Origin of the sequence: Desulfococcus sp., assembly GCF_050178255.1 — a bacterium.
Classification (GTDB): domain Bacteria; phylum Desulfobacterota; class Desulfobacteria; order Desulfobacterales; family Desulfococcaceae; genus Desulfococcus; species Desulfococcus multivorans.
In genome coordinates this window covers 14,254-29,418 of record NZ_JBFXGG010000041.1, presented here as the reverse complement: position 1 = coordinate 29,418, position 15,165 = coordinate 14,254, and the positions used below count along the sequence as shown (strand labels likewise).

Annotated in this window: 11 protein-coding genes; 7 read left to right on the top strand and 4 right to left on the bottom strand. The window is 55.7% G+C overall.

Annotated features, from left to right (window positions below):
- Positions 1 to 403 precede the first annotated feature (403 nt).
- The 7 genes from AB7S84_RS09710 (at position 404) to AB7S84_RS09680 (ending at position 7,569) form a co-directional block, all read left to right on the top strand.
- Positions 404 to 892: a hypothetical protein gene (locus tag AB7S84_RS09710; protein ID WP_428154163.1), complete on the top strand. Its 489-nt coding sequence runs from the start codon at positions 404 to 406 to the stop codon at positions 890 to 892.
- Positions 893 to 997: 105 nt separating this feature from the next.
- The gene (gene extI, locus AB7S84_RS09705; protein ID WP_428154161.1) at positions 998 to 2,194 is read left to right on the top strand and encodes a selenite/tellurite reduction operon porin ExtI; all 1,197 of its coding nucleotides are present in this window, start codon (positions 998 to 1,000) and stop codon (positions 2,192 to 2,194) included.
- 679 nt (positions 2,195 to 2,873) lie between these two features.
- Positions 2,874 to 3,233, top strand: coding sequence for a hypothetical protein (locus tag AB7S84_RS09700; protein ID WP_428154159.1), 360 nt, complete (start codon positions 2,874 to 2,876; stop codon positions 3,231 to 3,233).
- 98 nt (positions 3,234 to 3,331) lie between these two features.
- Positions 3,332 to 3,727, top strand: a complete 396-nt coding sequence (locus AB7S84_RS09695) for a hypothetical protein (protein WP_428154157.1) — start codon at positions 3,332 to 3,334, stop codon at positions 3,725 to 3,727.
- Between the two features lie 226 nt (positions 3,728 to 3,953).
- Positions 3,954 to 4,724: a PP2C family protein-serine/threonine phosphatase gene (locus AB7S84_RS09690; protein WP_428154155.1), complete on the top strand. Its 771-nt coding sequence runs from the start codon at positions 3,954 to 3,956 to the stop codon at positions 4,722 to 4,724.
- A 39-nt stretch (positions 4,725 to 4,763) separates the two neighbouring features.
- Complete coding sequence (locus AB7S84_RS09685; RefSeq protein WP_428154153.1) at positions 4,764 to 6,482, top strand: bifunctional serine/threonine-protein kinase/formylglycine-generating enzyme family protein; 1,719 nt, start codon at positions 4,764 to 4,766, stop codon at positions 6,480 to 6,482.
- Positions 6,483 to 6,516: 34 nt separating this feature from the next.
- Positions 6,517 to 7,569, top strand: a complete 1,053-nt coding sequence (locus tag AB7S84_RS09680; RefSeq protein WP_428154151.1) for a sensor histidine kinase — start codon at positions 6,517 to 6,519, stop codon at positions 7,567 to 7,569.
- A 154-nt stretch (positions 7,570 to 7,723) separates the two neighbouring features.
- Here AB7S84_RS09680 and AB7S84_RS09675 read toward each other — a convergent pair whose 3' ends face one another.
- From AB7S84_RS09675 to AB7S84_RS09660, 4 genes are all read right to left on the bottom strand, one after another.
- On the bottom strand, positions 7,724 to 9,265 hold the full coding sequence (locus tag AB7S84_RS09675; protein WP_428154149.1) for an HD domain-containing phosphohydrolase: 1,542 nt from the start codon (positions 9,263 to 9,265) through the stop codon (positions 7,724 to 7,726).
- A 132-nt stretch (positions 9,266 to 9,397) separates the two neighbouring features.
- Positions 9,398 to 9,934: a hypothetical protein gene (locus tag AB7S84_RS09670; RefSeq protein WP_428154147.1), complete on the bottom strand. Its 537-nt coding sequence runs from the start codon at positions 9,932 to 9,934 to the stop codon at positions 9,398 to 9,400.
- A gap of 116 nt (positions 9,935 to 10,050) precedes the next feature.
- Positions 10,051 to 13,548 carry an efflux RND transporter permease subunit gene (locus AB7S84_RS09665; RefSeq protein ID WP_428154145.1) on the bottom strand — a complete coding sequence of 1,166 codons (3,498 nt, stop codon included), beginning with the start codon at positions 13,546 to 13,548 and terminating at the stop codon, positions 10,051 to 10,053.
- A gap of 67 nt (positions 13,549 to 13,615) precedes the next feature.
- Positions 13,616 to 15,148 (bottom strand): efflux RND transporter periplasmic adaptor subunit, encoded by a 1,533-nt coding sequence (locus AB7S84_RS09660; RefSeq protein ID WP_428154142.1) that lies wholly within the window; start codon positions 15,146 to 15,148, stop codon positions 13,616 to 13,618.
- Between the last annotated feature and the right edge of the window lie 17 nt (positions 15,149 to 15,165).

Sequence of the window (15,165 nt, the reverse complement as noted above, 5' to 3'; positions counted from 1 at the left end):
AAGCCGGCAATGGATCTTGAAATTGTCAGAGAGCTATCCGTTCCGGGAGCAATGGCTCCAGATGGAAGAGAATATCATGAAGCTCGAATTTGCCTGAAGCCGCCGGCCACGGCCGGAATCGGGTGCTTCTGCGTGTTCCGGTGGACAGGTGCGACCTGAGGGCGCCGGCAACGAGAAAAAATGGAGCGGAGATGCTGATGTAGATAGATATCCTCATTCTGATATGTCCAAAAAGAGCTCCCCGGGTCAGATTTGGTGCCTGCGGGGCATGAATGGATGCTATTCATTTTAACCCTGGCAAGGTTTGCAGCTTTTAGGTATAAAGCACATATACAAACAAGACTCTTGTTCCGTTCTTGCGCGACAGCAAACACCACCTTGAAAGGGCAGGATACTGCAATCCATGCAAGTTAATGATGAATTTCAAGGCGGTAACACTATGGATGTTATCACCCATCGTGCGTTTACTCGCAATAGGCACCGGGCTTCAATACGTTATTCCGGTTGCTCGGCGAAAGAATTCCATGAAGCAGAGATGATCAACAGCTGCACTGGCGGCATGGCATTTCTCGCCGAACGAAGGTTAACGCCTGGTGAACGCATTCATATCAAAATGATCGATGTTGCACCGGACCCTTACTGGCTTGATGCGAAACACAATTATTTCGCCGAAGTCCGGTGGAGCATGAGGACTGAAGGTTCAATTCCGCCAAGTTACAATGTTGGCGTCCGGTTTTTACTGGAGGCCTGCCGGTTGTGCGATAAAACGATCCGTAAATGTAAGGCCGATTCCGAAGCTCTCTCCGCCGACTGCCGTAACCACGTCTGTTCCTTGTCCGATGGTACCATCGTCGATTGTATAGAAAAATATATCATGGAAAATGTACCGTAACGTATGGTGAGATAAACAGTCTGATACTGCCACGCGGTTCACAGTGGGTCGGTAAATGCGGCCAACTTTCTGGATAATTTCAACAAAAATAAGGAGGAGGAAAGGATGAAGCGTACATTCAAAGCGACGTTGTTTTTGTTGACTTGCATCTGTTGGGCTGGGAGTCTCGCGTGGGGCGGGTACAAGTTCACCATTAACGAGGAGACCAGAGGGGAAATCGGATTCTGGACCCAGGGCTGGTACCAGTACGTAGAGAACGGCAGGGACAGTGACAACGATGGGGTTGCCGACGAGGGAGTCAACGATTTTATGATCAGAAGGGCGTACCTTAGCCTGAAGGGGGAGATCGATCCGTACCTGGAGGTCTTTACCCATATCGCTTCCGACCGGATTGGCCAGGATGGGCTGGACCGTTCCTCACTGGGGCTGGGCAGCGGAGTCGCGTTCCGGGACTTGTGGATCACATTTAAGATGCACGAGGCCTTCAAGCTGCAGGTGGGGCGCATGTACGTGCCCTTCACGCGAAATTACGGAACAACCTCTACCATGTCGCTGATGACCACCGACCTTGATTGGACCCAGGGCGGTGTCAGGGGTAACATCTTTTATCCCAGTAAGGTCGGCCGGGATGACGGGGGCACCCTTTGGGGGAATGTCATGGACGGCAAATTCCAGTATCGGTTAATGGTTTCCGAGGGGGTCGAAGATAGTCCCATGAATCCCGACGACAATTTAAGGTTCGCCGGACGATTCAGCGTCAATCTGTTCGATCCGGAGACGGATTGGTTCAACCAGGGCACCTATCTGGGGAAAAAACGGATTCTTGCACTGGGGCTGGGTGGAGACTACCAGGAAGAATTGAGGTTCGGCGACCAAGAGGATGATTATTTTGCATGGACGGCGGATCTTCACTATGATCAACCGATAGGAACCAGCGACGCGGTCACCGTTGAAGGAGCCTATATCGATATTAAAAACGGACCAAACAGCATCACTTATACCCAGTTCGTTTCAGGGAACGACGGGTCCATTATCTCCCTGAAGGCCGGCTACCTTTTCTCCGGTAAGATCGGCATCGGGAGCATGCAGCCATTTGCCCATTACGAATATATCGATGTGGACGAAAACGGAAAGGAAGATACCGCCATATACGGCCTCGGCCTGAACTATTTCATCAAAGGGCACGCCAACAAGCTCAGCATGGATCTCTCCTTTGTCGATCAGGATGAAGAAATCAAGACGGCCGATATGGATGTTCAGGACCACCTTATCTTCACGATCCAGCTCGCCGCAGGATTTTAGGTTCCAAGCAGCGCCTGAACCAGGACGATCTTCGGCGGAGAGACCTCGGCGGCACAACAACGTCGATCAATCCTCCCCTTGTCGATATGAAATTACCTCAAACGGAACAGCTATCGATGGCGCGAGGTGAAAGGTGCACAGGGCGGTGTCAAAATCCACCAATGTCCTGATGCACCTGAAGCCTCAAATCACTCAAGCCTGAGCAGTCCTTCTCGATGCCATTTCCCCCCACCACCTATCTTCAGCATCAAGCTGCCCGGACGGGATAAGCGCGAAAATGAATGGACGGCAAGGCTGTGCCGGCAAAAGGGTCTTATTCGGCCGAGAAAGAACCGTGCGCAAATTTTTTACACATCCTGGCATATTCCCAATGAACTGAACAATGATTGATAAAGTGCTTTCTACGTGTTGAGCCCGGAATCCTTAGCAATTAAACCATCACAAGCCTCCATAGTGAAGAATCGCCGCGAATTTTTTTCACACCTTGCTGCATCTTTTTCTGAAAGCACCGGGCAAAAACTGCCCAAATCCCTTTTTCAAAACCCTTATCTCCTGTAATTCATATCTATTACTCTATGGCACAACTATTGCTTTAACTTATAATAGAGTGGGATATCCTTCCCACTCCGATGACTTCAGTTGAGGTCGTTTCAACCCAACAGGCGGAAAGGAGAAAAAAATGAAAATTAATCGTTTGATCGGTGTAATCATCGGGCTGGTTCTGATCGCGGCACCGTTATGGGCAGAGGATTATCGATCATATTCCACCAGTGAGCTGATGGGAATGAGAGATACCATCCACCGCATGCCGCAACACGAACAGGATGCCTTCAACAATGAGATCCGTCAGCGCTTTCGCACCATGGCGCCCGCGGAAAGGAATCGTTACGAGCTGCACATGAACGACGGCCAAATGGACACTCCCGGCTACCATCATGATCAGAATGGATTCATGAATCATGGGGAATGGAAGAATGGATACCACAGAGGCTATGGGGGCAAGGGGGGTTACAACCACGGTGGCGGCGGAGGCTGCTGATTGTTACATTCAGGGAGCTTGTCGACAAATGGATACCAAAATATGTTGTTTCGTTCCCTTCAACTATAATTTTTCTGGATATTCTGGTAACAATTTTCATGGGATGCAATAGCGGCGGGGGAGACAGCGCCGTTACTGACGAGGGACCCACCCAGCTCAACGGCGTGTTTGTTGACAGTCCGGTGGAGGGGCTATATTATGAGAGAAGTAGTCACGACGAATATACCGATGCCAACGGCATGTTCAGCTACATGGAAGAGGATACCATCGCCTTCTTCATCGGCGATGTCATGCTCGGTCAGGCGCCGGCCATGGATTTCATGATTCCTCTTCATCTGGTCGAAGGGGCCGTGGACGAAACCCATCCTGCCGTTACCAACATAGGCAGGTTGATCCAGACCCTATACATCGACGGCAATCCGGATAACGGCGTTACCATCCCGCCGGAAGCAGAAGATGTGCTGATGGGAAAATGGGCCCCCTCACATCGATGATGACAATTCCCGACAGCGGCAGCCCGAAATGGAGACCGAAGCCATGCCCGGGATGTCCAACGGCGCAGACATGAACGTTACCGTTTAAGGCTCTCAAGGCCACAGCCCAAGAGCTGGGGCAAAACGGCGACGGCCGTGCCATTGGTTGCCGCCAAATCTTCAGCAGCCGGCGAGGATCGACAAAAGGATGGTGGCTGCCCACCAATGGCCGGGGGCAAGAAAAAGGATGAAAAGAACCAAGAGCTTAAACTATTATGGCTTTACCCACACCGGGCTCAAGCGCGAGAAGAACGAAGATGCCTATATCATTCACGACGGCGCTCCGGACGATGCGGCCCCAGGTGCGCAGTGGTGGGTGTTTGCCGTCGCAGACGGCATCGGCGGCCATAGCTGCGGTGACCAGGCCAGCGCCCTGGCCTGCCGGAAGTTGAAGGCCCTCTTCGCCGGACCCATTTCCGGATCCGAAGTGAAGCGCTATGTCAAACAACTGGAGAACCGCGTCCATGAGATTGATCGCTGCATTCGAGACGCGGCATCGAAGGAACCTCAATGCGAGGACATGGGAACCACCCTGTCAGCCATGCTGGTGGTGGCGGATGTCGGGATCACGGCCCATGTGGGCGACAGCCGGATATACCGGCTTCGGGAGGGCCGCCTCAGCCAGCTGACATCCGACCACACCTTCGTCCAGGAGATGATCGACGAGGGAGACCTTACGCCGGCTGCAGCGGCAAAACACCCGCTTCGCAACATGCTGACCCGTTCGGTCGGCACCCAGATGCCGCTTGAACAAGTGGAAACCAGGGTTCTGGACCTTGCTGTCGGCGACCGGTTTTTAATCTCGTCCGATGGTCTCCACAAAATGGTGCCCGCCGATGAGATCGCCGAGACGTTGAAAAACATCGGAGATCCGCGCCAGGCTGCGGATCGGCTCCTCAGGGCGGCGCTCGAAAACGGCGGCAGGGATAACATTACGGGGATCATCATCCGTATCTGATGAAGACGATCATTCAATCGCCAACAAGAGAACACCGCCATGAAACCAGATTCACGCTTGGCCCCCGGAACCACCCTCGGAAAGAATTACCAGATCATCAAGATGATCGGTCAGGGAGGGATGGGGTCCGTATACATGGCCTACGATATTCAGCTGGACATACGGGTGGCCATCAAGGTTATCTCCCCCGGGATGACAAAAGCCATGGATGAAGCCCAGGTCAAGAGCACTCTGAAACGCTTTCAATCAGAAGCGAAACTGGCCGCCAAGATCGATCACCCCAATGTGGTCCGCATATACGGTTTCAAGCAGGACAGCGTCGAGATCAACGACAGGATGCACGAGATCGACTATCTGGTGATGGAGTTGTTCGCCGGACGAACCCTTCGAAACACCATGGATGTCAGCGGATTTGAGTACCAGGAGGATATCGGGGAGTGGATCGAGAAGTATATGATCCCGCTGCTTGAAGGCCTCCAGAAGGTCCATGAATTGGGCATCATCCACAGGGATATCAAGCCCGAAAATTTTCTGATGAAGGACGATGTGCCGAAGCTCGCCGATTTTGGCTTGTCGCTGGGATTCAATTTTCCTTCCGTAACCGAAACCATCGCGGACATTTACGGCACGGTGGCCTATATGGCCCCTGAACAGTTCTACAATTTCAGCCTGGCCAGGGAACCCGCGGATATCTATTCGATGGGGAAAATCCTCTATGAGGTGGTCGAGGGGAAATTATCGGATAGGACGAAACCGTTCAAGCAGGTCAAGCTCTCCAACCCGGATACGGATTACCTCCGGGCCTTGAACAGCATCATCATGGCGGCCACCGAAGAAAATCCAAATCAGCGCATCGGCTCCGCCCGGGAACTGAAATCACGGCTGCTGCAGCTGATCCACTGCCCTGTTTCGCAGCCCACAGATCAACCCGCGTCAAGGTTGACGACGAAAAAAGCCGCCGTGTTGATCAGCATTCTCGCTCTGCTGGTGCTGATCCCTTTGATCCTTTACTTGAGCGACGAGCCGTCGTCTTCAGTCCGGCCGACGCCTGCATCGGACGTGGAGAAGATCACATCTCGCGCCTATCCGGACACCCTCGAGAATACGCTGCGCTCCGAAGGCGGGGCGCTGCTTCATTTGATTCCTCCAGCGACGGTCACGTTTTCTTCCAGCACGATTCTTGGCCTGAAAGAGATTTCGACGGAACCTTTTTATTTATCGGATACGCCTGTTACCAACCAGCAGTATGTCAATTTTTTAAACCAGAATTTAGGCCGGATCCGGGTCGTCGAGAGCGAAGTGTACCTCGACGAGCGATTGATACTGAAAATCAGTGAAAAGATAAGAGGATACAAGCCCATTGTGTTCGAAGACGGGCGATTTTTCGTCCAAGACCCCATGCACTCCTCCTGCGCAGTGCTGATGGTCACAGGGTTGGGTGCGGAAAGCTACGCGCGCTATTTCGGACTTCGGCTGCCCCGGGTCGAGGAATGGTACTATGTCATGAAGACCGACACCAATTCCACCCGGGAAGCGCTGGAAGCGCCGGTGCCGGTCCTGAGCTACCGCCTCGACAAGTATGGATTGAGGGGAATCAATCAGATCGCTGAATGGGGCCGGACCCATACCGGGGGATTCGTGATCATGGGACAGTCGCCTTCGGACATGATCGAAGAGGAGATCATCATTGAGAAGGATGCCACTAAATATTATACTGATACGAGTTTCCGCGTGGCAAGGGATGCATCCACGGATTAAACGACCCTGAAACGGTCTGCAGGAGGTATGATTTATGGATGTTACATCCGTACCACTCAAGTTAATGGTGATCATTGGATTGACGGGGATCATCACCGTTCTCCATTACAGCACCGGACACGGCGATATCGTCCTTCACGTCCTGCACCGAGAGCTGTATATGATACCGATTCTGCTTGCGAGTTTCTGGTTTGGTCTCAGGATCGGGATATCGGTTTCCGCCGCCATCAGCGTGATTTATGCGGCATATATTCTTTTCTATGATGGCGGCCACGGCAATATGCTGACCATCTTCAGCCAGATTATATTCTTCAATCTGATTGCGCTTGCTCTGGGCTGGATTGTCGACCGGCAGCGAAAACAGCAAGCCGACCTGCTGCACGCTGAGAAGCTCGCTGTCCTGGGCCGCGCCGCCACGGCGGTGGGCTATGAAATGCGGGATATCCTGGAAGCGCTCAAGCGATTGACCGCGAAATCCGCCGGCGACTCGGACGATGCGCTGGAATTTGGAGCGGAATTCCAACGGGAAATGGATCGGCTGGAAAGCATGGTCGATAACCTGTCGTCCTATGTTCCGTCGGAGCAGTTTCAGACACTTTCTAAGGACTTGAACGAGATCATCCTCCAGAGAATAGAACACTGCCGGGCCCGGCTGAAGGAGGCGCAAATCTCCGTTCGGACCCGTCTCGATGAAAACGGGTGCACCTCCCAGGTGAATGTCGAAAAGATCGGTTGGGTCATGGATCAGCTGATCGTCAACGCTATCGAGGTATCCTCGCCGGGGGACAGGATAGAGATCCGGTCGGAGCGGGGTGCCGCACATTGCCGGATCGAGGTTCAGGACCAGGGGCCGGGCATCCGGCCGGAGCACCTGCCGAAGATGTTTCAGCCGTTCTTTACCACGACCGGCGAGGGTACGGGGTTGTCGCTGGCCTGCAGCAAAAAGATTCTCGATGACATGGGCGGCGAGATACAGGTCACCAGTGAATGGGGCAAAGGCGCGACGTTTACGTTGCTGGTTCCCAGGGAGAAGCAGTCGCAATCCTTTCGGGAAAAGGTGATCGCCATGGGGAAAACCGATGCGTAATCCCTTTCCAGGACTGAAGTTGAGGTTGAGGAATTCTTTTTGCCAAGGCCGGGCGAGGAAAGCTGATCCGGCTCGCGGCGATTTGCCGCAGGCCGGCCTGAGGTCTGTCGTGTGCTGGAAATAGAGGGGACCTCATCGTAGTTGGTCAGCAGGTTCAGGCGCAGCCATCACGATGCCGACAATCATCTTTAATTTCCTTCTCTCCGGCCACGAAGGCGTCCACTACGGCGGGATCAAAATGCGCCCCCTTTTCATTCATGACGGCCGCCATGGCTTGTTCATGGCTCATCGCCGGTTTGTAGGGCCGCTCCGAGCGGAGGGCGTCATAGACATCGGCCAGTGCAAAAATTCTCGCTTCGAGGGGAATCTCACCCCCCTGAAGGCCCTCCGGATATCCGCTGCCGTTGTACTTTTCATGGTGATATCTGCAGATGCTTCTGCACATGAGGATCAACGGGTGGTGCACCTGAAATTTATGGATGATATCGTCAAAGATCTGGGCGCCGATCCTGACGTGGTCCTTCATTTCCTCGAACTCTTCATCGCTCAGCCCTCCTTTCTTCAGCAGGATGGCATCCCGTATCGCCACCTTACCGATGTCATGCAGCGGCGCCGCGTCATACAGTTCCTCCATGAATCGGCCGGTGATGATTTTCCGGTACCGGCGGTTTTTTCTCAGATGCCTTGCAATGGCCACAGAATACCTCCGTGTCCGCTCCAGGTGCCCGCCCGTTTCCTGATCCCGCCGGTCGGTCAGCCGGATCAGGGAATATATCATCGCTTTCTGGGCCAGGATCTTTTCCCTGATTTTTAAATGCACCGAGTATCCGATCCCTGCGATGAGGCCGAAAAACAGGAAAAACAGGAGCAGCGCCGCAACGATCAGCCGTTTCCACGCCAGCATCAGCAGTTCGTGGTGGTGGTAATTGGCGATGATGCCGCTTTTCGCACCGGGAATATCAAGCCTTGTATAGTGCACGGTTTCCGTGTCGGAAATTTTCACCACCCCCGCTTCGCCCTGAAAACGGCTCCCCATCCATTCAAGTCCTCCCATGGAGTCGTCAGCCGGTTTGAGGATGCTATGCCCAGCGACTTGAATGTAGATACGGCCGGGGAGAAGTCTGAACAAAAATTCAGGATCGATTTCCATTCCCAATGCTCCCCGCAACCGTTCATGCCTGTCAAGGAGCGGAACGGCAGCCACAATGGATGGGGCCTTGACGCCATTCCCCTCCTCTTCGACATCGAGAACCATGGCACCCAAACTGCCCGCCAATGCCGACCTGAAGTTGCTGAAAAGCGGAACATTTCGGTCATTATGCCTGTTCACAACCAGGAGAATCCCGGCGGCGTCATCGATGACAAAAATCCGCAGAATGTGGCCGAAGTTCATTATGTAATTTTCGAACATCCGCCGGACGGCCTCTTCGTATTCAACCGAGCGGAAATCACTGTCGATGTATTTTCCCATGGGCGAAGCCGCCGCGATGAACTGCAGATGGGCCTTCACATCGGAGAAGAAGGCTTCGACCAGCGTCTTCCCCGAAGCCAAATTGGCGTTCGCGATGCCGTGACTGTATCTTGACTCCTTATCGTATATCTGGCGGACGCCTGCATATATGGCCGCACCCGAGAAAAGAACGAAGGCGAGGATGAGGCTCAGAAGCATTTTTTCCTGTCTGATCGGATTTTCCATAAAAGTGCCCCACGCCGCTGTCCGGTATAGCCAGTGACGGGTATATTGCCGGCCCGGCTCCGGGAGTGTCCGCCGGCAGCCCCGGCATGACGATGCCAGGGCTGCGAGAGATGCCTGTAGAAACACCGATTCCTATTTCACCTCATACTCGAAGCTGTCCTGCATGCTCTTGCCTCCTGCAACCACTTTGGTGTTAACGGTGTACTTTCCGGGCTTATCCAAGCTGATATCGGCGCCATAGCCGGCACCCATACCCATGCACATGGCCTTCTGCTCGCTGTCGCCGGGACCCTTGATCAGGTATCCGACCTTGGCGTTCTCGACCGGGTTGCCGTCCTTGTCCTTCACATACACCATCAGGTGGTGGCTGTGTTCCATCTCGGGCATATTTTCCATGCCCTTCATCCGCGCTTTCATGTCGATAAGCTCGTAACTGAGATGATAGCCCTCCACAGTGGCGGTGTGGATTTCCATACCCCCTAGCCCTTCTTGGGCCATGCCCTGGCTGGAACCGTCCATCATATGGCCGCCTTGCCCCATGTCCCGGCCGCTTCCACCGTCTCCGTGACCGCCCCCTCCGCCATGCCCGTCGCCGGCGCCCAACACAGGCCAGGCCGGGGCCATCATCACGCCAAATACGATTGCTGCGATATACATGTATTTTTTCATGGTCAATGTCTCCTTTTTCTGTTTCCCCGACCGTGTGGGCGAAGCTTACCGCTGTTGATCAAAACGTTCTCCCGCGTCTTTTCCCGAACTGCACACCGGCGCCACGGGTTTCCTCGTCAACCTGTCGAATCTTCTTCCCGCCAGGCCCGCTTGAGTTCCCATCGCTTCCAGATGTCATACACCACGGGAATGATGACGAGTGTCAGGACGGTGGATGAAACAAGCCCGCCGACCATGGGAGCGGCAATCCGTTTCATGGTCTCGGAGCCCGTTTCCGAACCGTACATGACCGGCAGGAGGCCGATGAGGGTCGTGGCTACGGTCATGATCTTGGGGCGCACCCGGTCCACCGCGCCCTCGATGATGGCCGCTTTCAGGTCTTCGAGAGAACCCATCTCGCCCTGGGCGCGTCTCCTGGCATACACCTCGTCCAGATACACCAGCATGACCACGCCGGTCTCCGCCGCCAGCCCGGACAGCGCGATGAACCCCACCACCACCGCCACCGAAAGATTATAGCCTAAAAGATAAATCAGCCAAACCCCGCCCACCAGGGCGAAAGGCAGGCTCGCCATCACCACCGTCGCTTCCACGATGCTGTTGAAATGGATGTAGAGCAGGATGAAGATCACCGCCAGGGTCGCGGGCACGATGATGTTCAGGGTCCTTCTCGCCCGTTCCATGTATTCATACTGTCCGGACCAGACCATGGAGTAGCCGGCCGGCAGCTTTACAGCCTCGTCCACGATCTTTTTGGCGGTCTCGACGTACGTGCCCACATCAACACCCTTGAGGTCGACATATATCCAGGCCGAACGACGGGCATTCTCGCTTTTGATGCCGGCCGGTCCCTTGTGGATGGAGATCTCCGCGAGCTGAGCCAACGGCACCTGGGTGCCGGTGGGCGTGGCCACCAGAACCCGCCGGAGCCGATCGATATTGTCGCGGAGTTCCCGGTCGTATCGCAGGTTGACGGGATAACGTTCGAGCCCTTCCACCGTATACGTGACGTTCATGCCGCCGATGGCTGTCATGATGACCTCCTGGACATCATTCACCGTCAGCCCGTAGCGGGCGATCTGGGTTCGCCGGATATTAAAATCGAAATAATTTCCTCCGGTCACCCGCTCGGAAAACGCCGACAGGGTGCCGGGGATGTCCCTGACCACCGCCTCGATCCGTTCTCCCAGGTCGGACAGCACCTGCAGATCAGACCCCATGAGTTTGATGCCCACCGGTGTCTTGATGCCGGTGGAAAGCATGTCGATGCGGGTCTTGATGGGCATGGTCCAGGCGTTGGTCAGGCCCGGAAACTGGATGGCGGCGTTCAGATCGTCAACCAATTCATCGGTGGTCATGTATCGCTTTTCCGGCCATATCCACGTCAGGGGAGCTTTGAGCCATCCGGGCCAGTCCGAGAACCATCGGTCGACCTTTTTTCGCCGCCACTCGTGGAGAAGTTTTCCGTTTTTCTCCTCGGGCCAGAGCCATGTCAGGGGATATTTGAGCCAACCCGGCCAATCCGAAAAAAAGCGGTCCACATGGATTACCTCATATTCGGCATGAGGCCTCAGCATGATTGTGGTTTCGATCATGGACAGGGGCGCCGGGTCTGTCGGTGTGTCCGCCCGGCCGATCTTCCCAAAGGTGTGGTGGACCTCGGGAAAAGCCTGAATGATCTTGTCGGTCTGCTGGAGCAGCTCCCTGGCTTTGGTGATGGAGATGCCCGGCAGGGTCGTCGGCATGTAGAGGAGGTCCCCCTCGTTCAGCGGCGGCATGAACTCGCTCCCCAGCCGGGATGCCGGGTACCAGGTGAGGATAAGGACGAGAACCGCGGCGACGGTCGTCGTCTTCCGCCATTTCAGGACCATGTGGATCAGCGGTAGATAGAGCCGGATGAAAAAGCGACTGATGGGGTTGCTCGCCTCGGGCATGATTCTCTGGGGGATCAGACACACCAAGATGAAAAAGGAAAGACCCAGGGCGGCGGCGAGGCTCCAATCCGGAAGATCCAGGCCGGCGAGCCCGGCCCCCGCGACCAGCAAAGGCGGCGCCGCAACAGAGACGACGCGGATCCGGCGTTTCCGCCGGCTGGAGAGCGCTGGATCGAGGGAGTCTTCCCGGACGAAAAAGGTCATCAGCACCGGCACGATGGTGATGGCCAGGATCGACGAGGCGGCCATGGCGAAGGTCTTGGTGTAGGCCAGCGGCTTGAACATGCGGCCCGACTGCTCCCCCAGGGCGAAGACCGGCAGGAAAGAGACCGTGATGATGAGGAGGCTGTAGAACAAAGCGGGCCCCACCTCTTTGGAGGCGTCGATGATGATCTGGGCATGGGTTGCGTTTCCGCGGTCCCGCTCGAGGTGTTTGTGGGCGTTTTCCACCAAGACCACCGAGGCGTCCACCATGACGCCGATGGCGATGGCGATCCCACCCAGACTCATGATGTTGGCGTTCATCCCCATGAAATTCATGATCGCAATGGAGATGAGAATACCCACCGGGAGGGTGAAAATGGCCACAAACGCCGACCGCAGATGGAGCAGGAAAACGACGCAGATGACGGCCACCACCGTCAGCTCCTCCAAGAGCTTGGTCCTGAGCGTCGCCACGGCCCGATGGATCAGGCCGGATCGGTCATATGCCGTTTCGATCACCACGCCCTCGGGCAGCCCCTTCTCCAGTTCTTCCAGCCGTTCCTTGACCTTTCGGATGACCTCGAGGGCATTCTCACCATACCGCATGATGATGACGCCGCCCACGATTTCGCCCTCCCCGTTCCATTCGGCGATCCCTCGCCGCAGATCGGGGCCGATCTGGACGTTGGCGATATTTTTCAGCAATATCGGGGTGCCCTTCAGGTCGACGCCCACCGCGATCTTCTCAAGATCGTCGATGGACCTGATATACCCCAACCCCCGCACCATGAACTCTGTCTCCGCCATTTCGATCAACTTCCCGCCCACGTCGGTATTGGAGCGCTGGATGGCCTGCCGGATCTTCTGAATGGGGAGGTTGTAAGCCAGCAATTTGTTGGGGTCGACCGTCACCTGGTATTGTTTCACGAACCCGCCGATCCCGGCCACCTCGGAGACACCAGGCACGGCCGTCAGCTCATACCGCAGATACCAGTCCTGGAAACTCCTGAGCTGCTGGAGGTCATATTTGCCGGTGGTGTCTTTGAGCACGTATTCATAAACCCATCCGACGCCGGTGGCATCCGGTCCAAGACTCGGCGTCACCCCCTGGGGCAGGCGGCCGGAAACGAAATTGAGATATTCGAGGACACGGGAACGCGCCCAGTAGAGATCGGTGCCGTCCTCGAAGATGATGTACACAAAGGAAAGCCCGAAGAAGGAATACCCCCGGACCACCTTGGCGTAAGGCACGCTCAGCATGGCCGTGGTCAGGGGGTAGGTGACCTGATCCTCCACCACCTGCGGACCCTGGCCGGAATATTCCGTGTAGATGATGACCTGGACGTCCGACAGATCGGGAATAGCGTCCAACGGGGTGTTCAGCATGGCCGTCACGCCCCCCGCGATCACGAAGAGCGTCGCGAGGATCACCATGAACTTGTTTCTCACCGACCACTCGATAATTTTCTCGATCATCCGGGGCACCCCTCTTTGCCGTCACAATTCATTCACGCTCGAATGTTCGCTGATGTCGGCAAATATGTCATTCCATATCCTCGAAGAATGGATCATCCGACGCCGGCGGTGTTTCCATGCCTTCAAAAAAGTCGGCGTCCCCCTTCGACTCCGGCTCCGATGGTGCAGACGGCTTTCCGCGCGGCATCATCTTCCGGACGGCCTCCTTCAGCTTGGATTCCGAGTCGAGCATGAACTGGCCGGACGTCACCACGGTCTCGTTGGCTGCAAGCCCTGTTAAAACCTGAATCCTGTCGCCGTCCAGGCTCATGCCCAGGACCGTCTCCCTGGGGATGAAGCGACCGTCGCCCTTGGCCACGAAAACCACGTTGCGTTCGCCGGAACGGATCACCGATTCGTTGGGGATGATCAATCCCTCCCCCTTACCGCTGGTTTTGATGCGGACATCGGCATACATCTCGGGCTTCAGGTCCAGGTCCGGGTTGGGGAACTCGAGCCGGATCACCACATCACGGGTTTTCCGCTGGAGATAGGGATAGACGTAAGCCACCTTCCCCCGATAGGTTTTCCCGGGCCGGTAAGGCAGTGTCATCACGGCTTCCTGCCCTTCAGCCACCCACTCCAGCTCATATTCGAAGATATGGGCCTCCACCCATACCCGGGTAAGGTCCGCCACCGTGTAAACCGTGGTCCCCGCCTTGACAAATCCGCCTTCCAGGGCGTTTTTGTGCGTCACCACGCCCTTGAACGGAGAGCGGATCATCACAAACTTTTTAACCTCCCCCGCCGATTCGATAGCCTGAATTTCGGTTTCGGCTACATCGAAATAGCTGAGGCGTCGGCGGGCCGATGCCAGGAGTTCGCGGCTCGCACCGCCCATCCGCCGGGCGTTGCGAAAGGCCGTCAGGTATTCTTCCTGGGCGGCCAGAAGCTGGGGAGAATAGATCTCGTACAGGGGCTGTCCCGCCTCGACGATTTCTCCGGTGAAATCGACGTACAGGCGACCGAACCATCCGTCGACCTTAGGCGCGACCTGGGCGGTTCGGGTTTCGTCATAGGTAATGTGCCCATAGGTCCGGATCGTATGCACCAGCGATCCCTTCTCCACCCGTGTCGTTCGAATACCCATATTCTGCTCCACTACCGGATCGATACGGATGTCGACCCCGCCCACCAGTTCGTCCTCATACACGGGTACGAGATCCATTCCCATCTTGCTCTTGCCCGGAGCATCGTAGATCTCCATGGGGTCCATGGGGGCCCGCCAATAAGCGATGGACCGCTCCCCCGAGGCGGCCTGGGGTGCCGCGTCGCTTTTCTTGGGGACCAGTTCCATCCCGCAGATGGGGCAGAGCCCCGGTTCTTCGGTGATGATCCAAGGATGCATGCCGCAGGTCCAGAGCTGGGTTTCCTCGGACGCGCCCTCACCTGAAGCCCCTTCGAGGCTCACCCGGTGCGGTGCGTGATATCCGAACAGTCGCAGTCCCGCCCATGCGAGAACGACGGAAACAACCGCCGCGACGATCACCGTCGTCCACAGCGTCTTTACGGATACCCTATGTTCTCGGTTTAAAGCGTTTTTCTCTTTTTCATTTTCCATGATCAAAGGTCCTTCAT